This window comes from Stenotrophomonas sp. GD03877, from assembly GCF_029840555.1.
Taxonomy (GTDB): Bacteria; Pseudomonadota; Gammaproteobacteria; order Xanthomonadales; family Xanthomonadaceae; genus Stenotrophomonas; species Stenotrophomonas geniculata.
This window is the reverse complement of record NZ_JAOCCT010000028.1, coordinates 1-19,633: the sequence shown is the minus strand read 5'-3', so window position 1 is coordinate 19,633 and position 19,633 is coordinate 1. Positions and strand designations below refer to the sequence as shown.

Below are 19,633 nucleotides of genomic sequence, written 5' to 3'. Positions count from 1 at the left end.
CAGTTGGCCGTTAGGCAGCGGAAGAGGGGGCGCCTCGCAGGCGCGAAGCAAGAGAGGACAGGTCGTAACCAGCCTCACCGGCAATGGACAGCACCTGTTCGGGCGTAGCTCCGCCGTTACGAACCTGGGATAGGGCCCATAGCGACGTCGAGCGGGTGCCGGTCCTGCAGTAAGCGACGATGGGTGCAGGCAGTTGTTCCAGCAGCACGCCAAACTGCTGCACATGTCCATCGGTGATGCCGCCAGGCACGACGGGCAGATAGGCAAAGCCCAGGCCCGCCCTGGAGCAGGCCGCCTGCAGTGCAAGGTGATCGGGCTGGTCCGGCTGCTCGCCGTCGGGTCTATTACAGATGACACTCGAGATGCCCGCCTTTTTCAAGGCAGGTATGTCGGTGGGAACCAGTTGGTCGGTCACATGCAAGCTCGGCGCAAGTGAGTGCAGATTCATGGCGAATTCTCTGTTGAGCGGGGACGGTGGAGGAGCCAGTGGAGGAGCATGCCGACGACCATGGCGGCCGCGAAAACGAGTGCAAAGGGTTGACCCGTTGGCAACAGTGCAATGGCCGGGCCCGGGCATACGCCTGCCAGCCCCCACCCAACGCCAAACACTGCCGCGCCAATGACCAGGTTCCGGTCGATCTGACGCTGATTGGGAATGTGCAGCGCCGCAGCGAGCACAGGAGCATTGCGTGCGCGGACCCATCGATAGGCGATCGCTGACGGAATCAGCGCCCCGGCCATGACAAGTGCCAGTGATGGATCCCACCTGCCTGTGACGTCAAGAAAGGCGAGTACGCGCGTGGGATTGGCCATGTCCGAGACGACCAGGCCCAGGCCAAACAAGGCGCCACACAGAACTGCCGCCAGCCGGATCATGTTCCGCCTCCGATCATCATGCGGACAACCGCCACGGTCGCCATGCCCATGAGCATGAAAACGCCCGTGGCAACCATGGAGCGTGGTGACAGCCTGGCCAGGCCGCAAACGCCGTGACCGCTCGTGCAGCCAGATCCGAGGCGGGTTCCAAAGCCGACCAGCAGCCCGGCCAACACCAACAACGGCGTAGCGGAGATTGAAAGCGACGGCAGCGAAATGGGCTTGACCGCGAGCGCCAGCCCGGACGCCACCAGCAGCCCTGCCAGGAACAGGGCCGACAAGGAGCGGTCGCCAGCGGACGACAGGCCAAGAGTGTTTGCAAGCAAGCCGGAGACGCCGGCAATGCGACCGGTCAGCAGCAGAAATCCACCCGCTGCCGTACCGATCATCAGGCCGCCGATGACGGGCCAGTACCACGCCAAAGAGGGGAGGGTCATAGCAGGTCCACCGGCAGTTTGAGGTAGCGCACCCCGTTGTCATCCGGGTCGGGCAGATGGCCCGCGCGCATGTTGACCTGCACTGAGGGCAGGATCAGGCGCGGCATGGGGAGCGTCGCGTCGCGGCTCTCACGCATCTCCACGAACATGTCCTCCGTCACACCTTGATGCACATGGATATTCGCGGTTCGTTCCGCGCCCATGGTGGTTTCCCATGCGAACCGATCCCGGCCCGTGGCCTTGTAGTCGTGGCAGAGGAACACCCGGGCGTCATCCGGCAGGGCCAGTAGACGTTGGATGGAGCGATAGAGCTGGCGGGCCGAGCCACCGGGGAAGTCGCAGCGGGCCGTGCCGTAGTCCGGCATGAACAGAGTGTCGCCCGGAAAGACCGCATCCCCGATGACGTAGGCCATGCACGCAGGGGTGTGGCCTGGCACGTGCAAGGCAGTTGCCTGGAGATTCCCAACGGTGAACTCCGCGCCATCGGCAAACAGATGGTCGAATTGGCTCCCGTCGCGCTTGAACTCCTTGCCAGCGTTGAAAACCTTGCCGAAGGTGTCCTGCACGCCGGTGATGTGCTCGCCAATGGCAAGCGTTCCGCCGACCCGCCGCTGCAACCACGGTGCAGCGGAAAGGTGATCGGCGTGGGCATGCGTTTCCAGCAGCCACTGAACCTGCAGCCCTTCGTCATGAATGTACTGGACCAGCGCCGCGGCGGAGTCGGTCGAGGTGCGTCCAGAGGGCATATCGAAATCAAGAACGCTGTCGATGATGGCGCACGCCGAAGACCGGGGGTCGCGTACCACGTGGCTGGCCGTAAAGGTGGCGGGGTCGAAGAACGTCTTCACGCAAGGCGAAGGCGTGTGGCCACCTCGCGCTTCACGCACGATGTTTTGAGCTCTCTCCAATGAAGAATCGACGACGACAGGCCTGTTCACGACTCGCTCCCGGTGGTTGTATGATGGATATTAATACATACTTACGTAAACTATGTAAGTGCCGCTTCGTGTCCTTTGTCCGGTTCAGCTGGCGTGCGGATTAACAGGTACGCTCTAGCTCTCCTTTCTGGTGAACCGCTCTTGACCAACCGCCTCACCGCCAACAACCTGGCCGACATGAAGGAACGGGCGCCTGAAGTGGCCGAGTTGCTGCGCTTCATGGCCACGCCGTCGCGTCTGCTGTTGCTTTGTCAGCTGTCCCAAGGGGAGTCGACCGTCGGCGCCCTCGAGGAGGCCACCGGCATCCGACAGCCGGCCCTTTCCCAGCAGCTCGCCGAACTGCGTCAACGGCATCTGGTGACGACCCGGCGAGAGTCACGTTCAGTCTTCTATCGCATCAATGACAGCCGCGTTGAGGCGATGCTGGTTGCCATGCACAGGATCTTCTGCGTGGATCAGTCCGACGACCGGGAGTGAGCAGACGTGGCGTGCCGTACGCTGGCACCCACCGCGCTGATGATCGCTCCAGCCGACGCCAACAGCACATCCTTGTGCGCATCCCACACGTCGCCCTGGATGCCGAGATAAGCCATTCCAAGGTCCTGGTCGACCACCAGAACCGCGCCCCATTCGATCAGTTCATAGGCAGCGGACGTGGCGACGATGAACTGAGTGGCAATCAGGGTCAGCGTCAGCTCGCTGGCCACAGCACGCCTTGCGTAGAGCTCTCTCGCCGCGGGAAAGACCAATACGCCGTAGGCGAGGTGAACGAGTCTGTCGAAATGGTTGCGATCCCAGCCGAACAGGTCGGTGATCCTGTAGCCCGCAAGTTTCTGCGCCCAAGCGTCGTAAGGGACTTCCGAGTACGTAAAATGAGCGCCCACGGCATGCAGGCACAGAAAAAGCAGAAGCGAGACATTGGTTGCGGGCCGGAACGGGCGCTTCCACTGCTGGAAGACAACGTAGGGAATGGCGATGAATACCAGCAGATTCTCCAGCAACCAGTCGCGCCGGTGGTAGGGTTCGACTGCGGCAAGCAGCCAGCACCCTATGTAGATTCCAAGGCAGAACAGCGCGAAGCGCCAGGAGTCCGACTGCGTGCTCCCCAATCTGCCTTTCGCCGCTGCCGAGGCACGATCCTGGCGTTGGGGGTACTCAATGGGCATAAAGGACCGGAATGGTCGCCCCCTGCAATAGCTCCATCGTCATCCCTCCGATGGTCCGCTCGCGCAGGCGGGAGTGTCCGTATCCGCCAACCACGATCAACGTCGCCTTGGTCGCGCGGGCGTGATCGAGCAGGACCTCGCTGGAACGGCGGTGTCTGGCAAGCAGCCGGGTGGCCGATGCGGCGATGCCCCAGCTCCGGAGGTGTTCAATGAGGGAAGCTGTGACAGTGCCAGCAGCACCCTCCATCTCGTCCGAATGGCTGCATATCTCCACCAGAAGGACAGTCTGCACCTGCTGTAGCAATGGGATCGCGCTGTGCAGGGCGCGGCATGCGTTTGGGGTGTCTTTCCAACCCACAATCGCACACGAGTGGTCGCTTGCCCGCCAATGCGGCGGCACCACCACAACGGGCCTTCCCGCGTCAAAAAGCAGCGCATTGAACAGGGCCACGCCCGCTGGGTCGGCCTTGGCGAATCCTGACCAGCCCCCGACAATGGCCAGATCCGCAGAGAAGGCCAGTCGAGCGGCGAGCTCTGCAGGAGATTCAATGCCCGCTTCGTGAACTTCTACGGAAACACCAGGGTGCTCTGCGATTCTGGCCCTGATCCTTGAGGCTCTTTCCGAGGCCTCCCGCCGACATGCGTCCTGGGCAGCCAGGAACGATGCGCGGGGCGTCGGATCAGCAGTCCCGATCGCCGGCGGAGGCAGGTCGACCGTTTCGATGATGCGCACCCGCGCGTCCTGCGACCTGCCGATCTCGACGGCGAAGCGGATGGCCGCGTCATCTGCTGATGAGTCTGACAAAGGCACAAGAATATCCTTCAACATGGCTCTGGCATCCTGGTGCGTCAACGTGACAGGAACAGGGGCGTGAGGGTGCGCTCGAAGAGCTCCCTCGTCGTTCCCCCCAGCAGCCATTCGCGCGCGCGCGAATGGCCATAGGCGCCGCAGACGAGTAGATCCGCCTGGCTATCAAATGCGTGGCCCAGTAGCGCTTCAGCCACGCTCCCCCCATCTGACGACACGGGAGTAAATATCGCTTCTCGCCCCTGCCGCATCAGACTGTTGATGAACGCCTGAGCATGTTCATTGACCCGGTCACTTCCGTCCACGGTGGTAACCACAAGGGCACACGCGAAATCCAATCTCAGGAAATCATGTGCCGCGCGAGCGGATTCGGGGGTTGCACTCCAGCCGATGACGGCCCGCTTGAAGATTCCGTCGAAACGGGTTCTCCCTGGCAATGCCAGGATGGGGCGTCCGGATCGGCTAACCAGTGAAGAGAACTGAGCATGTTGCAGCCTGCGCTCGGCGTGGTCATGTCCGGCGCACGCCATTATCACCTGGTCGAAACCCTGTGCGCGCAGGGCAATCGCGTCCACAGGACGTTCCGCGCGCCCGTCCTCGATCTGGATGTCATGCGGAACGCTCCACTGCGCAACCCGGCGCAAGAGCGTGGCGACTCTGGGCGGGACTTCGGCGCGTGCAACGTCGGGCAAGGGAGATTCCACTGGCTGCACCAGCGTGATGTGCCCGCCACGGGCGCCGACAAGCGCTGCTGCCAGCTGCATGGCAGAAGCATCAGCGGGCGTATCCGTCAAAGGGACAAGAATATCCATCTTGGCTGTTGGACACAGAGGCCGGCGTTGCCCCGCATTCTCCGCCAGTCCTGCACGGAGATATTGACGTGGGTCAAGGTGTTGACGATCACCCGCTACGCCCGGCGGCCACAGCGAACGTTCCGACGATCAGGCTGGTCCCGATCAACAACGGAGCAGAGAAGCGCCATCCGCCCCTTGCCGCGGCGATCAAGCATTTCAGCAATGAGTTGGTCGCGAGTGCGATGGTGATCGCCTGTATCGCGATACCGTTGCTGATCCGCTCCGCACCAACCATCTGGGCGGCAGAGGCGGTGGCGGCATGTACGTCGGCAATGCCGGAGATGCCCAGAGTCCAGGGCAGGCTCTCGTCACCCAGCCAGTCTCGCAGCAGACTTGCTGCCAGAAGCAGAATGACGATCAGCCCAACAAAAACCACGATCGCCAACGGTTTGAATGGCCGCACGATGGCCAGCCCGGACACCGCTGAGGTACTGAGCAAGGACCGCCATCCGAATGCCAATGCTATCCCCATGGCCACGATTGCCGAGCAGACCAGCGGGACCATGCTGTAGGCGAGTAATGCAGGTGCCAGCGTGCCCATTACCAGGCCCAACTGCAGAATCATGGCCACGTTGGAAAGCAAGGCTGCTCCTGCGAATGCAGGCGCCAGCCGGGGCGACGACCGCGCCCCGTCCGCCATTGCCGCGATGGTGGCGGTACTGGAGACAAACCCACCGGCGAAGCCGGTCAAGGCCAAGGCCGACCGGGGCCCCAGATGGCGTAGCGCCAGGTGCGCTCCGACGCTGACTGCCATCAGCGCCACGATGAGTGTGCCGAGCCGACTCGGGTTGATGACTTCCCAAGGGTCGACGGTGCGGTCTGGAAGCAAGGGAAGAATCAGAAAGCCAGCAACCAGCACCGTTGCGACGTCCCGAAGCTCACGGCTGGAAACCTTCGCATTCACCTTCCGTATCAGGGCAGGGCCCCCAACCAGTATCACCAGGATGGCACTGCCGGCGAGGATCGCCGTTGCAGGTGCGCTTACCGCAATGGCGCCTACCAGATACAGGGCAGGCAGCACAATCAGACTGGCCGCGGCTGCCTGGGAGTGTCGTGGGCGAGGGCAGACTGCCAGGCCCAGCAGCACTGCGCCAGCTACCAGCGCCGCGCCTCCCAGCAGCGCTCCCAACCCGCCTGAGATCGCGACCAGCGCAAGCACAACACTGCCCCCAAAGCGCGTGTGGGCCGCCGCCATCCTCCCGCCTGCTCGCTGCCAGGCCAGTCCAACAAGGGCGCCCACGACAGAGGCGGTAATCAGCCCCGCGGCGGTGCCTGCCGGATCCTGGACGATGCTCAGCATTTTTGGTTGCCCACTGGAATCGGTCAATGGCGATTCTGCTCGGGCATTTGTCCAGAACGAATCCCGGGATGACTTGATCCAAGTCAACGATCCAGGGGAACTTTCGTTGACTTCGATCAAGTTCATTCGTCGCGCGGGGCTCAAGCTAACGACTCCTTCACCCCGGGGAGACCGATCATGTACTGCGACATTCTGCTGCCCTTCGTCTTGGGGCGCCTGCACGAGCAGGCGTTGGGTCTGGCCACGGCGCTTTCGCGTGAGCAGGGGAGCCGTCTGGTAGCTCTGGCTGGGGCCAGTGTAGTTGTGCCGGTAGCGACGGGTTGGATGTACTACCCTGCCGTCTACACCGCTCTGCACGAGCCGGCCAAGGAAACGGTCAGGATGCTTGCCACGTCGCTGGAGGAGCGGCTGGCGGGCGCAGGGGTAGATTGGCTCGTGTCCGCGAACGAGAGGGTGTGGGAGGGGCCTGTGGATCAGGTGATGCCTCAGTCACGATGCGTTGACCTGACCATCTTGGGGTTGCATCGCGATGACCCCGGCATTGAGGACACGCTTGTCTCCTCGTTGCTGGTGGAATCGGGCGTGCCGCTGCTGCTCGTGCCACCGGAAGCACGCGATGCGGTGCCGCGTGACGTTGTAATTGCATGGAAAAGCACGAGGGAATCCATTCGCGCGGTCCATGATGCCTTGCCGTTGCTTGTCGCTGCACAGCGTGTACACCTGTTGTCTATCGATGCCGGTCCCGGCGAACCCAGCAGGGAGAAAGACGCGACTCTGCGCCTGGTGACTCATCTACAGCGCCACGGCGTCTCAGCCTCGCCTGTGCACCGCGGCTATGAGGAAGGTGGAGCAGGACCGGCCATACTGAACTTCGTGAAGGAGAGCGGCGCCGATTGCATTGTCGCCGGCGGCTACGGCAGATCCCGTGCCTCGGAATTCCTGTTTGGCGGCGTTACCCGCACACTGATCCGGCACAGTCCGATACCAGTATTTCTCGCCCACTGAGATCGGCGTGAAGCCCGCTGGCCACCCAGTTCTCCCGTACCGGGCATCGGCTGCCGAGCAACGCCGGCTTGGCCTGCCGCACGGCTGATCCAACGCCCTCCCAGGTGATCCATGTACGTGAACAATCCGCCTCACGATGCAACCCGCCTCAGTGTCTCGTTCCTGGGCGGCACGGATACTGTCACCGGCTCACGCTACCTGATAGAGGCCGGTGGCGCCCGCGTCATGGTGGATTGCGGGCTCTTCCAGGGATACAAACCGCTGCGATTGCGGAACTGGCTACCGTTTCCGGTGGATCCCGCATCCATTGATGCGGTGGTGCTCACCCACGCGCACCTGGATCACAGCGGATATCTGCCACGACTGATGAAGCAGGGATTCCATGGATCCGTGTGGTGCACACCGGCCACCCGGGATCTATGCAGGACACTTCTCCCCGACGCCGCGCGCCTGCTGGAGGAGGAGGCGCGCCACGCCAATCAGCGTGGCAGCTCGAAACACCATCCGGCCGAGCCGCTCTACACCGAGGAGGATGCGCAACGGTGCCTGGATCTAATGCGCGTCGTCTACTTTTCCGATCCCTTTGAACCGGTGCCTGGCGTAACGGCTACGTTTCGCAAACAGGGACACATCCTTGGCGCCGCATCGGTATCGCTGATCCATCGGGGCAGGCGCATCACGTTCAGTGGTGATGTCGGTCGTTCGAACGATCCGGTGATGCGCCCTCCCTGGGCGCTGCCGGCATCGGATTGGGTCGTGGTCGAATCGACATACGGCAATCGGCGCCATCCGACGACGTCTTTGACGGACCTGCTTATCGAGCCGATCCGGCGCACCCTCGGGCGGGGTGGAGTGGTGATGATACCGGCGTTCGCGGTGGGGCGCGCCCAGCTCTTGTTGCACGTGATCGCCACCCTGCAGGCGGAAGGGCGGATTCCGCGCGCCCCGATCTACTTGAACAGCCCCATGGCAAAGGACGTCACCTTGCTCTATGGGAAATACAGAAACGAACATCTGCTGGATGACGCCGCACTGGAGCGGTTGCACGCGGCAACCCGGCTCGTCAATAGCATCGAGGAATCCAAGGCTCTCAACCTTCGGCAAGGCCCTATGATCATCGTCGCGGGTAGTGGAATGCTGACCGGGGGACGCATTCTTCATCATCTCATCGCCTTTGGCCCGGATTGTCGCAACATGATCCTTTTGCCAGGCTTCCAGGCAGGGGGAACGCGCGGGGCGGCATTGGTGCGCGGTGACAAGTTACTGCGAATCTATGGTCAGGACGTGCCGATACGTGCCGAGGTGGTACAGGTGGAAGCAGCTTCTGCCCACGCCGACGCCGATGAACTTCTAAGCTGGCTGCGCACGGCACAGACGACTCCGCGGCGGGTTTTCATCACACACGGAGAGCCAGACGCTGCCGACGCTCAGAGGTTAGCCATTGAGCGGCAGCTGCATTGGTCTGCATGCATCCCCGAGTACTTACAGCACATTGATCTCGACCCGGGCTGAGTAAGGTCCGGCATGGCTGCAGACGCCGTAGTTCGTTGGCGCCCGTCGGCATGGGCGGAGAGTGCGAATCTTCTGAAAAACGGGATACTTTCGTGACACACCTTGTTTTCCGCGATTGGGTTGAAGCAGCTCTCGGGCTCGCAGACGCGTTGAGTGCGTACAAGCGAACCCGAGCATCGCTACTTGCTGTTTCGTGTACCGTGCTGCCCATGGGACGCCTCATCGCAGATTCGCTTGGGGCGCAGCTTAGGCTCGCGGTAATAGCTGACGTGCGTGCGGCAAAGCGTGGCCTTTGTGTATGCCGGCGCGTGCGCGTTGCCGGGTCATCAGCTCTATGCGCCTGCCAGCGCAGACGCATAGAGCCAGGGGCTGCGATCACATCTTCTTTAACGGCACCGCGGTGGGCGGCGGCGGTACCGGGCCCGGGTCGTTGAAACACAGCATGATCTGATCGATGCCGAATTGATCGGCCAGGACCTGGGCAATCACAGCATGCACCAGGTCCAGGTCGACCGAGGGCGCAGCGACGGTGATGGTGGCCGCGATCGCACGGCCATGCTCACCGGCGACCAGGCGCAGGTCGTCCACCGCTTTCACGCCCGGGTCGGTAAACATCGCCGCACGGACCTGTTCCAGGTTGAGCTCGTTCATGGGGACTCCAAAGCAGTGCTACCGGCGCGGGGAGCTCGGTCGCGATGCAGCCAACGATAGAGCACCGGCAGCACCAACAAGGTCAATGCGGTGGATGAGACGATGCCGCCGATGACGACAGTGGCCAGCGGCCGCTGCACTTCCGAGCCAGCACCGACATTCAAGGCCATGGGTAGGAAGCCCAGCGAGGCTACCAGGGCGGTCATCAACACCGGTCGCAGGCGTCCAAGGGCGCCGTCGCGCACAGCGTCGTCTAGCGGATCGCCCTGTTCGCGCAGACGGCGGATGAAGGCGATCATGACCAGCCCGTTGAGTACGGCCACGCCCGACAGCGCGATGAAGCCCACGCCGGCAGAGATCGACAACGGAATCCCGCGCAGAGCCAGTGCCAGCACACCGCCGGTCAGCGCCAGCGGCACGCCACTGAACACAATGGCCGCATCCTTGGCCGAGCCGAAGGCCATGAATAGCAGAGCGAAGATCAACGCCAGTGTCACCGGAACGACCACGCCCAGGCGTTGGGTGGCCGAGATCAGCTGCTCGAAGGTGCCGCCGTAATCGATCCAGTAGCCCTCTGGAAGCGCGACATCCTGGCCGATGCGTGTGCGCAACTCGCCGACGAACCCGCCCAGATCGCGCTCGCGCACGTTGGCGGTGATCACCACGCGGCGCTTGCCGTTCTCGCGGTTGATCTGATTGGGCCCGCGCTCTACCTGGATCTTCGCCACTTCCCGCAGCGGCACCGTGCGAGGCCCCCCATTGGCGCCGGCGGCCAGACGGCTGGACTCATCGACACTGGTGCTTGCCGGCAGCGGAATGGGCAGATCTGCCAGCACAGCGGGGTCTTGGCGCTGCGCTTCGGGCAGGCGCACGACCAGGTCGAAGCGGCGGTCGCCCTCGATCAACTGGCCGGCAACACTGCCCCCAATGGCGGTGGCCACCGTTTCCTGCACATCGCCCGGGTTCAGGCCATACCGTGCCAATGCCGCCGGATCTGGCGTGATGGTCAGCAGCGGCAGGCCGGAGACCTGCTCGGCCTTGACGTCTTCGGCGCCGGGGACGCTACGCATGACCCGCTCGACCCGGCTGGCCAGGCGCGTCAACTGGTCAAGGTTGTCGCCGTAGACCTTGACCGCCACGTCCGAACGGACGCCGGAGATCAACTCGTTGGTGCGCATCTGGATGGGCTGGGTGAACTCGTAGTTGCTGCCCGGGATTTCCTTGGCCGCCGCCTCCAGCTCTTCCACCAGCTCGGCCTTGGGCTTGCGCGGGTCGGGCCACTGGTCGCGGGGCTTGAGCATCAGGAAGGTGTCGGCCATCGACGGCGGCATAGGATCGGTGGCCACCTCGGCGGTGCCGATCTTGGAGAAGATGTTGGCCACCTCCGGGAACTGGGCCAGGCGCTTCTCCAGCGTTTCCTGCATGGCCACCGACTGCTCCAAGCTGGTGCCGGGAATACGCATGGGCTGCAAGGTGATGTCGCCCTCATCCAGGCTCGGCACGAACTCCGAACCCAAGCGGGTGGCCAGCACGCCACAGCCCACCACCAGCACGGCCGCGCCGGCCAGCACCACCACGCGCCGACGCAGGGCCCAATCCAGCAGCGGCGTATAACGGGCGCGCGACCAGCGCATCAGGCGGTTGTCGTGCTCAGCCACACGGCCGCGCAGGAAGCTGGCGATCGCTGCCGGCACAAAGGTCAGCGACAACACCATGGCACCGGTCAGGGCCAGCACCACCGTGATCGCCATCGGGTGGAACATTTTTCCTTCCACCCCGGACAGCGCGAAGATCGGCAGGTAGACCGCGGCGATGATGCCCAGGCCAAACAGGCTGGGACGGATCACCTCGGCGGTGGCCGAGGCGGTCAGGTCATAGCGCTCTTCATCATTGAGCTGGCGGCCCAGCGCGTGCTGCGCCTCCCCGAACCGGCGTAGGCAGTTCTCGATGATGATCACCGCACCGTCCACGATCAGGCCGAAGTCCAGCGCGCCCAGGCTCATCAGGTTGCCCGACACGCCGCCACGCACCATGCCGATGATGGTGAACAGCATCGCCAGCGGAATCACCGCCGCAGTGATCAACGAGGCGCGCACATTGCCCAGCAGCAGGAACAGCACCACCACCACCAGCAGCGCGCCCTCGATCAGGTTCTTGGACACCGTGCCGATGGTGCGGTCCACCAGCGCCGTGCGGTCATAGACGGCCTTGGCATGGACGCCGGCAGGCAAGCTGGCGTTGGCAGCGTCCAGCTTGGCCGCGGCCGCCTGGGAGACTTCCCGGCTGTTGGCGCCAAACAGCATGAAGGCGGTACCGACCACGACCTCGTGGCCATTCTGGGTGGCCGCGCCCGTGCGCAGCTCCTTGCCTTCGCCCACGCTAGCGACGTCGCGCACCCGGATGGGCACACCATCGCGGCGATCCAGCACGATGTTGCCGATCGCATCCAGATTCGCCAGCTGGCCAGGCACGCGCACCAGGAACTGCTGTCCATTGCGCTCGATGTAGCCGGCACCGATGTTCTGGTTGTTGCGCATGACCGCGGCGACCACGTCGTTCAACGTAAAGCCCAGCGCCACCAACTGGGCCGGATCCGGGGTGATGTGGATCTGCCGCTCGAAGCCGCCGATGGTGTTGACCTCGGTGACGCCGGGCGTGGTGCGCAGCTGCGGCCGGATCACCCAGTCCTGCAGGGTGCGCAGGTCCGTGGCGGTGTACGGGGTGCCGTCGGGCTTGCGAGCGTTGGGCTCGGCCTCCACGGTGTACATGAAGATCTCGCCCAACCCGGTGGAGATCGGCCCCATTTCCGGGTCCAATCCGTCGGGCAGCTGGGAAGCGATCTGCTGCAGGCGCTCGGCGACCTGCTGGCGGGCAAAGTACAGGTCGGTGCCGTCCTTGAACACCACGGTGACCTGCGAAAGCCCGTAGCGCGACAGCGAGCGGCTGTAGTCCAGCTTGGGCAGACCGGCCATGGCCGTTTCGATGGCAAAGGTGACCCGTTGTTCGGCCTCCAGCGGCGAGTAACCCGGGGCCTGGGTGTTGATCTGGACCTGGACGTTGGTGATGTCGGGTGTGGCGTCAATGGAAAGGTGACGGTAGCTCCACACGCCCAGCGCAACCAGCGCAGCGGTGAGCACTAGCGTCAGCCAGCGATGGCGGATGGACAGCCCAATGAGGCGTTCGAGCATGGCGGGCCTCATTCTTCTTCCACGGTGGACTTTTCGATGTCGGCCTTGATCAGGAAGCTTTGGGCCACCACCACCTGTTCACCGGCCTTGAGGCCTTCCAGCACTTCGGCGCGTTCGGCGTCGCGGCGCCCCAGCTTCACCGGCCGGGTGTGGTAGGTTTCGCCCTGCTGCACGTAGACCACGTCCTGGTCTTCTGCGGTCTGCAGCGCCGTGATCGGCACCACCAACGCTGCCGATTGGCGATCCACGGTGACCCGCGCCTTGACCGCCGACCCCGGCCGCCACAGGCCATCGGTGTTGGCCACCGTGCCGCGCGCAATGGTGCTTTGGCTGGCGGTGGCGGTGCCGGGCAGGACGCGCTCCAAGGTGGTCTGTGCGGTGACGCCATCGCTCAAGCGGGTAACCGTCACCGGCACGCCAGCACCGATGTGCTGGGCGTCGGCGCCGAAGATGTGCAGGTCCACCCACAGCGTGGACAGGTCGGCGACCTCAAACAGCGGCGCGCCCTCAGCGGCGGCCATGCCTACGGCGGCCGTGCGCGCCATGACCACGCCACTGATCGGCGCGGTGACGGTATAGGTGGTCAGGCTCAGGTTGCTCTCTACCGTGGCCAGTGCCTGGCCGGCCCGTACCTGATCACCCACGCCCGCACGCACGGAGCGGACCGGTCCGGGGAAGCGTGCCGTGACCTGCGCGATGCGACCGTCAATCGGGGTCAACAGCCCTTGCACCTCATGCTCGTCAGCAATCTCACCGGGGCCTGCCGGTGCGACCTGGATACCCGCTGCCTGCGCAGCTTTGGCGGCAATCTTGGTTTCCAGCGGCGCTTCCTCGTGCTCGCCGTGCTCTTCGCCCTCAGCGGCGGCGCCGCCTTCGGACGCTTCGTTGGGGGCCGACGCGTTGCAGGCGGCCAGCATCATCAGGGCCATGCCCAGTGCGGTCCAGGAAAAGCGATTCATGGGGTCTCTCCGGTGGAAGCAGCCGCCGGCGGCGCGACAAGCGCCTGGCCGGTCAGGCGTTGAATTTCGATCAGGGCGCGCTGCGCATCGAGCGCCACGTCCAGCTGCTGCTGGGCCATGGCCGTGCGTTCGGACTGCAGCTGTGCCCATTCCAGGTAGCTGATCGCGCCGGCGCGATAGGCGCGCTCGGCGGCCTGCTCAGCCCGGGCCAACTTCGGCAGCACCTCGCCTTGCAGCCGTGCCACCTCGGCCTGCGCCACGGTGTAGCGACCATGGGCTTCGACCAGCGTGGAATACAGCGACAGGCCCTTGGCCTCGCGCTCGATCGTCAGAACCTCCAGCTCGGCTTCGCCGGCGCGGATCTCCGGCTGCGCGCGGCTGCGGCTGCCCAGTGGCATGGACAGGCTGGCCACCAGCGCGGTGTCGTCAGTCTCCTGCAGGCGGCGCACGCCCAGCTGCCACGACAAGTCCGGCGAGGCCGCCGAACGCGCCAGCTGCAGTCGTGCCTGCGCGATCCGGCGGGCATCGGCAAACTGCGCCAACTCGGGAGTGCGCTCCAATTCCTCGGCCAGCGACTGCATGGACGCGATCGCCGGCAGGGTCATGGGATCCGCCGCGGCCACCTCGAAGCTCGGAGCACGTTCGCCCCAGAGGGCAGCAAGGTGCTGCCGGGCGGCAATGCGCTGCTGCTCGGCCCGATCACGGGTCAATTCTGCTCTCGCCAGTGCTGCTTGTGCGGTGAGCATCACCGATTCGGGAGACGCGCCAGCCTGCAGGCGCTGCCGGGCAGCGGCGACGGTCCGCTGGCGCTGGCCGACATCCATGTTCGCCAGGCTGCGTTGCCGGTCGGCACCGACAACGGCCAAATAGCGCTGCGCCGTCTCGGCGAGCAGGTCCAGCCGCCCGGTCTCGCGCTGCACGGCCAGTGCATCAATCCGGCTTTGGGCCAAGGTGCGGCGGGCGTCGAGCTTGCCGCCGCGCTCCAGGACCGAGCTCAGGCTCAAGGTCAACTCCGCGCTGTCCAGGCCACGGGCCGCGCCCGTGCCCAGCGCATTTTCAACCTCCGCCCCCAACGTCCACGGTGGCCGCTGCACGGCCTGGTCGCGCTCGGCAGCGAGCACCGTGGCTCGCGCATCGACCAGGCGCAGCTCGGGGTGGGTTTGGGCCACGCGTGCAAACGCGTCGTCCAAGGTCATCAGCTCTTCTGCTGTCGCCGGCGTTGCCGCCGCGCTCAACAGTAGCCACGCGGCCAGGGCCGCCAATCGCACATGCATGAAGTACTCCAGAATTTTCGATAGCCAACAGGGATCCGGCGCACGCCGGCGCGCATCACCCTGCGATCGGCGGCCGGAACGGCGCGAGCAGGTGCTCATGCCGATATCTGTCCGCATGGGCTGTCGCCGACGGCCAATGCCGGCCGATATGAGCAATGGCCAACACTATTTCTGGAGCCGGCGCGGCCTGGCTACAGCACAGCACCAGCTGCTGTAGCCGGTGCAGCGCGGCGTCTACGCCACGCTCGGAAGCTGGTGATGCCACTGCCGGGTCATGGTCGGCCGCGGCCAGATGGGTTTGAGCATGGAGCTCGCCAACCACTGCCAGCACCGGCTGCGTCACAAGGCCCACGGCCAAGTGCGCCAGCAGCAGCCAGCGCAGGCCACAGCTCAGCCGGCCAAGCGCTGTCATGCAGGCGTTTTGCGCGCGTCGGCACGCGCCCGGCGAGCATCACCCAAGATCTCGAAAGCCTCCTTGATCACATACAGGCCGATCAGGGCGCCGATCACGAAATCCGGGTAGGGGCTGGCCAGCCACCACACCAACAGGCCGGCCAGAATCACCCCAACGTTGGCCACCACATCGGCGCGGGTAAACAGCCAGGTCGCTCGCAGATGCACTTCGCCAGACTTCAAGGGGGCGAGCATACGGAGCACCTTCAGGTTCACGGCCAGCGAGACCAGAGCGGTACCGATCATCCAACCGCTGACCGGCTCGGCGCCGTACATCACCCGGCGGCCGACTTCGACCAGCACGCCTACGCCCAGCACCAGCAGCACGCTGCCACTGACCCACGCGGCGTTGGCCTTGAAGCGCGCCGTGCGCCCGATAGCGACCAGGCCAATGGCATAGGCGGTGGCGTCAGACAGCATGTCCAGCGCGTCAGCCAGCAGCCCGGTGGAATGGGCAATCCAGCCGGCAATGCCGCCGATCACGGCCATCGCTGCATTCAGGACCAAGGCGATCCAGAGGATGCGTCGCTCCTCCTTGTTCTTGGCTTCGTGGTGGCACCCGCAATCACTCATGTCTTGGTCCTCTGCTGTGTTGTTTCATTGCTTGTTTGCGCCTGGCTGTCTACGCACACCGGAACGGGCATTGGCGAGGAACCCCACGATGGCGGCGGTGCCTACCAATACCTGCGCCAGCAGCGACTGCCAGGTGGGATACAGGCCGATCCACTCGATGCGCGGCAACGCGAGCGGTGTTTGAGAGATCCAGCCCGCTTCCTGCAACGCGGCCACGCCTTTACCGATCAGGATGACCGCCATCACCGCGATGAGAATCGAGCTGATCGAAAAGAACCGGCCAATCGGCAGCCGCCTGCTCATGCGCAGCATCCAGTACGCCACCGCAGCCAACACCGCGATTCCCGCCACCAGGCCTGCGAGGATGGCGGTGGACGCCTGATCGCTCCACATCGCGATGTAGAACAAGATCGTCTCAAACACCTCGCGGTACACCGCGACAAAGGCCAGCATGAACAGGAAAACAGCCGAGCGCCGTGTCAGCGCAGTCGTCAGCTTGGCGTGCAGGTACTCCTGCCACCGCCCTGCAAGGCTCTTTTGGTGCATCCAGATGCCTACGCTGAGCAGGACAGCGGCAGCGAACGAGGCCGAGACGCCCTCAGTGACTTCCCGGTTCGCACCGCTGATATCAACAAAGTAAGTGGCCACTGCCCAGGTAGCTGCGCCTGCCAACAACGCGCAGATCCAACCCGCATGCACATACGGCAACACATCAGACCGCTCGGCTTTACGCAAGAACGCCACGATACCAATCACGATCAGCAGCGCTTCCAGTCCTTCGCGTACCAAGATGGTAAAGCTGCCTAGAAACGCGGTGCTGGCGCCTATTCGGGTGTCCTGCAGCGCCACGTCCGCGCGATCAAACAGCTGGGCAATTTGCGCTGCCTGCCCGGCAACGTCAGCCGCGGGCGCATGCTGATCCAGCTGCGCGCGGTAGCCTGCCATGGCCGTCTCGATCTCTCGCAGCAATGACGGATTGCGCGTGGCCAGCGTGGGTTCAAGCGGCTCTACACCATCCAGATAGGACGAGAGCGCAAGCTTTTTGGCTTGAGCCAGGTCCTCATCAGCGTAAGCGCGCTGGCTGGCGGCCAGTCGCTGCCGCGCCACCGCAAAGCGATCGGCTCCTGGTACCGCTTCGTTTACTGCCTGTGGCTGCGAACGCAGGTAGGCGATGATCGCGTTTGCCTGATCGGCGGGCATCGTGGTGGCAAGATCGGCCTCTCGCGTGCGTGTCAGCGCTTCGAGCGAGGGAATGTGCGTATGGGCCTCGGCACTGGTGCGCCATAACGCCTCACCTTGAGCCTTGGCTTGCGAGGAGTACCCCAAGCTGCCCACATAGAATGCCAACGCCCAGCGATCACTTTCTGACAGCCCAGAGAAGCTGACCATGCCGGTACCCGGCACACCCTGGGAAATGACCTCGTACAACGACAGCGGCGTTCGCTGCGCGGCGCGAGTGGCATCGGTGAACGCGATCGGCGGCGGACTTAACGCTTGCGCGGCGGGGCCATCACCGTGACCTGTGGGGCCGTGACAGGCCGCGCACTGCTGGCTGTAGATGGACGCGGCCTGGGAGGTCTTCGGCGCGCTCGCCGGAACAGCGCCGATCGGGTAGCGGGCCAACAGCGTCGTGCCGAGCCCGCGCGCCAACGTTGCCACTTGCGCCGGGTCGGCCTTCTCTGCCACCGCCTGGACCAGGCGGTCGGCCTGGGCCGTCAGCTCCTGCTGGTTCTGGCCACCGGGCAATGCTGCCAGCTGACTGCGCACGGCGCCGGCAAACTCGCTCATTTCGGCGTATTCGTTGGGGGCAATTACGCGACCGGCCTGGACCGCGCCGGGGTAGTCGACCGCGATGTAATCGAGCATCTGCCAGGTTTGGCGCAGGTCTGCTGCGGCAGGCTCCGCCTGAGCAGAAGCGGGCAGAACCCAGCCGATCAGCAAGGCAATCAAGCAGTAGCGAATCAAGGCGATGGGCAGTGGCATGGTCGTCACATGCAGCGCCGCGGCCGGAGTGGCGGCGGATACGGGTTCAGCGTAAAGTCCGTAGCTACTACGGAGTCAAGCGTACTACGAATGAAAATCAGTGAGGCTGCCGACGCCAGCGGATGCCACTTGGAGACGATTCGCTATTACGAGCGGATCGGGTTGCTGCCGCGCCCGGGGCGCACGGGCAACGGCTACCGGGTCTATGGCCCGGCCGACATCGAGCGGCTGCGCTTCATTGCGCGTGGCCGGGACCTGGGCTTCAGCCTGGAGGAGGTCCGCAGCCTGCTGCAGCTGGCCGGCGATGAGGAGCTTTCGTGCGGGGACGTGGACCGGTTGGCCCGCAGCCATCTGGCCGACGTGCGCGCCCGCATGGCCGACCTGCAGCGCATGGCCAGCGAGCTGGAACGGGTGATTGCCAGTTGCCATGGCGGGCAGCGGGCGGAATGCACCATCCTGTCGACGCTGCGCCAGACGACCTCGGTGGAGGCCACGCGCCAGTGACCGAACTGGACCGCTACCTCGATGCGGCCACGCGCCAGAACACGGTGCGCAGCTATGCGTCGGCGCTGCGGCACTTCGAGGTTGAATGGCAAGGCCACCTCCCAGCGACACCTGACAGCGTGGCCCGGTACCTGGCCGCTTATGCGCAGACCTTGGCGACCAGCACCCTCCGCCAACGTCTGGCGGCCATCGCCTCTTGGCACCGCGACCACGGCTTTGTCGACCCGACCCGATCGCCGCTGGTGCGCAAGGTGCTCAAAGGCATCCAGACCCTGCACCCGGGCCAGGTCAAGCAAGCCGCGCCGCTCCAGATTCGGCGGCTGGTCGAGCTCGATGACTGGCTGGCCGCGGCGATCGCTGCGGCACATGCCCGGGGCGATGGGCCGGCGGCGCTGCGCCATCAACGAGACCGAGCGCTGGTGCTGCTCGGGTTCTGGCGGGGATTCCGTGGCGATGAACTGCTGCGTCTGGACGTGGCCCATCTCACGCTGGTGCCGGGACAGGGGATGACCTGCTTCTTGCCACGCAGCAAGGGTGATCGCCAGGCAGCCGGCGTCACCTACAAGGTGCCGGCGCTGTCGCGGTTATGTCCGGTGGAGGCGACCCAGGCGTGGCTGCAGGCGGCCGACCTGCACGAAGGGCCGGTGTTTCGGGCGGTTAACCAATGGGGCCAGGTGAGCGCCGAGGGCCTGCATCCCAACAGCTTGGTGCGCCTGCTACGCGAGTTGCTGACCAGTGCCGGCTTTGCCGATGCGGGGCTCCACAGCAGCCATTCGTTGCGCCGCGGCTTTGCCAGCTGGGCCAACGACCAAGGCTGGGACATGAAGGCCTTGATGGAGTACGTGGGCTGGCGCGATGTGCAGTCGGCCATGCGTTACCTGGACGGGCGTGACCCGTTTGCCCGGGACCGCATTGAAGCAAGCCTGCCCAGTCCAACCGTGCCGGTACCGGCGATGGCACTGCCGGCGCCGGAGGGCAAATCGGCCCTGCAGCTGCGCCTGCGCATGGTGCTGACCCCGTTTGCCCGCACGGGCCGCGGCGCGGCCAAGGCCCGAGGCCGAATTGAAGAGATCTGCTTGGCCCCGTTCCAGGCTGTGCGCCTGAACACCGCCAGCAGCGAGTACCAGTTGACTGCTCCCACCGATCCCGAAA

At 64.8% G+C, this 19,633-nt stretch carries 20 protein-coding genes; 5 read left to right on the top strand and 15 right to left on the bottom strand.

The window, feature by feature from the left end:
• Nucleotides 1-10: 10 nt before the first annotated feature.
• Genes N5D20_RS18275 through N5D20_RS18260 form a run of 4 tightly spaced genes read right to left on the bottom strand, consistent with a single transcriptional unit; the run spans nucleotide 11 to nucleotide 2,200 of the window.
• The gene (locus tag N5D20_RS18275; protein WP_049430400.1) at nucleotides 11-448 is read right to left on the bottom strand and encodes a TIGR01244 family sulfur transferase; all 438 of its coding nucleotides are present in this window, start codon (nucleotides 446-448) and stop codon (nucleotides 11-13) included.
• The gene (locus N5D20_RS18270; RefSeq protein ID WP_046272483.1) at nucleotides 445-876 is read right to left on the bottom strand and encodes a YeeE/YedE family protein; all 432 of its coding nucleotides are present in this window, start codon (nucleotides 874-876) and stop codon (nucleotides 445-447) included. Before N5D20_RS18270 ends, N5D20_RS18275 begins: the two co-directional genes overlap by 4 nt.
• On the bottom strand, nucleotides 873-1,313 hold the full coding sequence (locus tag N5D20_RS18265; RefSeq protein ID WP_005413386.1) for a YeeE/YedE family protein: 441 nt from the start codon (nucleotides 1,311-1,313) through the stop codon (nucleotides 873-875). Before N5D20_RS18265 ends, N5D20_RS18270 begins: the two co-directional genes overlap by 4 nt.
• Nucleotides 1,310-2,200 (bottom strand): MBL fold metallo-hydrolase, encoded by an 891-nt coding sequence (locus N5D20_RS18260; RefSeq protein WP_046272510.1) that lies wholly within the window; start codon nucleotides 2,198-2,200, stop codon nucleotides 1,310-1,312. Before N5D20_RS18260 ends, N5D20_RS18265 begins: the two co-directional genes overlap by 4 nt.
• Nucleotides 2,201-2,428: 228 nt before the next feature.
• Between N5D20_RS18260 and N5D20_RS18255 the strand changes: the two genes are divergently transcribed.
• Entirely contained in the window at nucleotides 2,429-2,728 is a 300-nt protein-coding gene (locus N5D20_RS18255; RefSeq protein WP_032967187.1) for a metalloregulator ArsR/SmtB family transcription factor, read from the top strand.
• Here the strand turns inward: N5D20_RS18255 and N5D20_RS18250 are convergent.
• From N5D20_RS18250 to N5D20_RS18235, 4 genes are all read right to left on the bottom strand, one after another.
• On the bottom strand, nucleotides 2,707-3,417 hold the full coding sequence (locus N5D20_RS18250) for a DUF2238 domain-containing protein (RefSeq protein ID WP_049430396.1): 711 nt from the start codon (nucleotides 3,415-3,417) through the stop codon (nucleotides 2,707-2,709). The two genes, N5D20_RS18255 and N5D20_RS18250, sit on opposite strands and share 22 nt — an antisense overlap.
• Entirely contained in the window at nucleotides 3,407-4,246 is an 840-nt protein-coding gene (locus N5D20_RS18245; protein ID WP_049430394.1) for a universal stress protein, read from the bottom strand. Before N5D20_RS18245 ends, N5D20_RS18250 begins: the two co-directional genes overlap by 11 nt.
• A gap of 20 nt (nucleotides 4,247-4,266) precedes the next feature.
• Entirely contained in the window at nucleotides 4,267-5,037 is a 771-nt protein-coding gene (locus tag N5D20_RS18240) for a universal stress protein (RefSeq protein ID WP_049447182.1), read from the bottom strand.
• An 88-nt stretch (nucleotides 5,038-5,125) separates the two neighbouring features.
• Entirely contained in the window at nucleotides 5,126-6,505 is a 1,380-nt protein-coding gene (locus tag N5D20_RS18235; protein WP_080101814.1) for a DUF4010 domain-containing protein, read from the bottom strand.
• 51 nt (nucleotides 6,506-6,556) lie between these two features.
• Here N5D20_RS18235 and N5D20_RS18230 point away from each other — a divergent pair, with 51 nt between their 5' ends.
• Together N5D20_RS18230 and N5D20_RS18225 are read left to right on the top strand one after the other, a co-directional pair.
• The gene (locus N5D20_RS18230; RefSeq protein ID WP_049430389.1) at nucleotides 6,557-7,384 is read left to right on the top strand and encodes a universal stress protein; all 828 of its coding nucleotides are present in this window, start codon (nucleotides 6,557-6,559) and stop codon (nucleotides 7,382-7,384) included.
• Between the two features lie 111 nt (nucleotides 7,385-7,495).
• Entirely contained in the window at nucleotides 7,496-8,896 is a 1,401-nt protein-coding gene (locus tag N5D20_RS18225) for an MBL fold metallo-hydrolase (RefSeq protein WP_100443864.1), read from the top strand.
• Nucleotides 8,897-9,271: 375 nt separating this feature from the next.
• Here the strand turns inward: N5D20_RS18225 and N5D20_RS18220 are convergent, their stop codons facing one another.
• Genes N5D20_RS18220 through N5D20_RS18190 form a run of 7 tightly spaced genes read right to left on the bottom strand, consistent with a single transcriptional unit; the run spans nucleotide 9,272 to nucleotide 17,977 of the window.
• Entirely contained in the window at nucleotides 9,272-9,547 is a 276-nt protein-coding gene (locus N5D20_RS18220) for a hypothetical protein (protein WP_005413380.1), read from the bottom strand.
• Nucleotides 9,544-12,735 (bottom strand): CusA/CzcA family heavy metal efflux RND transporter, encoded by a 3,192-nt coding sequence (locus tag N5D20_RS18215; protein WP_005413379.1) that lies wholly within the window; start codon nucleotides 12,733-12,735, stop codon nucleotides 9,544-9,546. Before N5D20_RS18215 ends, N5D20_RS18220 begins: the two co-directional genes overlap by 4 nt.
• 8 nt (nucleotides 12,736-12,743) lie before the next feature.
• Nucleotides 12,744-13,694, bottom strand: a complete 951-nt coding sequence (locus tag N5D20_RS18210) for an efflux RND transporter periplasmic adaptor subunit (protein WP_021201906.1) — start codon at nucleotides 13,692-13,694, stop codon at nucleotides 12,744-12,746.
• Nucleotides 13,691-14,968: a TolC family protein gene (locus N5D20_RS18205; RefSeq protein ID WP_012480227.1), complete on the bottom strand. Its 1,278-nt coding sequence runs from the start codon at nucleotides 14,966-14,968 to the stop codon at nucleotides 13,691-13,693. Before N5D20_RS18205 ends, N5D20_RS18210 begins: the two co-directional genes overlap by 4 nt.
• 55 nt (nucleotides 14,969-15,023) lie before the next feature.
• Nucleotides 15,024-15,380 carry a hypothetical protein gene (locus tag N5D20_RS18200; RefSeq protein ID WP_012480228.1) on the bottom strand — a complete coding sequence of 119 codons (357 nt, stop codon included), beginning with the start codon at nucleotides 15,378-15,380 and terminating at the stop codon, nucleotides 15,024-15,026.
• Entirely contained in the window at nucleotides 15,377-15,994 is a 618-nt protein-coding gene (locus tag N5D20_RS18195; RefSeq protein WP_005413376.1) for a cation transporter, read from the bottom strand. Before N5D20_RS18195 ends, N5D20_RS18200 begins: the two co-directional genes overlap by 4 nt.
• Nucleotides 15,995-16,018: 24 nt before the next feature.
• On the bottom strand, nucleotides 16,019-17,977 hold the full coding sequence (locus N5D20_RS18190) for an FTR1 family protein (RefSeq protein ID WP_049430610.1): 1,959 nt from the start codon (nucleotides 17,975-17,977) through the stop codon (nucleotides 16,019-16,021).
• 90 nt (nucleotides 17,978-18,067) lie between these two features.
• On the opposite strand from N5D20_RS18190, the gene N5D20_RS18185 reads away from it, so the two are divergent.
• The gene (locus N5D20_RS18185) at nucleotides 18,068-18,481 is read left to right on the top strand and encodes a helix-turn-helix domain-containing protein (RefSeq protein ID WP_012480230.1); all 414 of its coding nucleotides are present in this window, start codon (nucleotides 18,068-18,070) and stop codon (nucleotides 18,479-18,481) included.
• Nucleotides 18,478-19,633: site-specific integrase (locus N5D20_RS18180; protein ID WP_188252578.1), on the top strand; the 1,156-nt coding region annotated here is incomplete at its 3' end. The genes N5D20_RS18185 and N5D20_RS18180, both read left to right, overlap by 4 nt.

Bases quoted from the DNA above. Each gene is read 5' to 3' on its own strand.
- N5D20_RS18215 (WP_005413379.1), bottom strand. From the start codon at position 12,735: ATGCTCGAACGCCTCATTGGGCTGTCCATCCGCCATCGCTGGCTGACG.
- N5D20_RS18255 (WP_032967187.1), top strand. From the start codon at position 2,429: ATGAAGGAACGGGCGCCTGAAGTGGCCGAGTTGCTGCGCTTCATGGCC.
- N5D20_RS18235 (WP_080101814.1), bottom strand. From the start codon at position 6,505: ATGAACTTGATCGAAGTCAACGAAAGTTCCCCTGGATCGTTGACTTGG.
- N5D20_RS18190 (WP_049430610.1), bottom strand. From the start codon at position 17,977: ATGCCACTGCCCATCGCCTTGATTCGCTACTGCTTGATTGCCTTGCTG.
- N5D20_RS18205 (WP_012480227.1), bottom strand. From the start codon at position 14,968: ATGCATGTGCGATTGGCGGCCCTGGCCGCGTGGCTACTGTTGAGCGCG.
- N5D20_RS18230 (WP_049430389.1), top strand. From the start codon at position 6,557: ATGTACTGCGACATTCTGCTGCCCTTCGTCTTGGGGCGCCTGCACGAG.
- N5D20_RS18240 (WP_049447182.1), bottom strand. From the start codon at position 5,037: ATGGATATTCTTGTCCCTTTGACGGATACGCCCGCTGATGCTTCTGCC.
- N5D20_RS18270 (WP_046272483.1), bottom strand. From the start codon at position 876: ATGATCCGGCTGGCGGCAGTTCTGTGTGGCGCCTTGTTTGGCCTGGGC.
- N5D20_RS18265 (WP_005413386.1), bottom strand. From the start codon at position 1,313: ATGACCCTCCCCTCTTTGGCGTGGTACTGGCCCGTCATCGGCGGCCTG.
- N5D20_RS18220 (WP_005413380.1), bottom strand. From the start codon at position 9,547: ATGAACGAGCTCAACCTGGAACAGGTCCGTGCGGCGATGTTTACCGAC.
- N5D20_RS18225 (WP_100443864.1), top strand. From the start codon at position 7,496: ATGTACGTGAACAATCCGCCTCACGATGCAACCCGCCTCAGTGTCTCG.
- N5D20_RS18185 (WP_012480230.1), top strand. From the start codon at position 18,068: ATGAAAATCAGTGAGGCTGCCGACGCCAGCGGATGCCACTTGGAGACG.
- N5D20_RS18195 (WP_005413376.1), bottom strand. From the start codon at position 15,994: ATGAGTGATTGCGGGTGCCACCACGAAGCCAAGAACAAGGAGGAGCGA.
- N5D20_RS18200 (WP_012480228.1), bottom strand. From the start codon at position 15,380: ATGACAGCGCTTGGCCGGCTGAGCTGTGGCCTGCGCTGGCTGCTGCTG.
- N5D20_RS18250 (WP_049430396.1), bottom strand. From the start codon at position 3,417: ATGCCCATTGAGTACCCCCAACGCCAGGATCGTGCCTCGGCAGCGGCG.
- N5D20_RS18275 (WP_049430400.1), bottom strand. From the start codon at position 448: ATGAATCTGCACTCACTTGCGCCGAGCTTGCATGTGACCGACCAACTG.
- N5D20_RS18245 (WP_049430394.1), bottom strand. From the start codon at position 4,246: ATGTTGAAGGATATTCTTGTGCCTTTGTCAGACTCATCAGCAGATGAC.
- N5D20_RS18210 (WP_021201906.1), bottom strand. From the start codon at position 13,694: ATGAATCGCTTTTCCTGGACCGCACTGGGCATGGCCCTGATGATGCTG.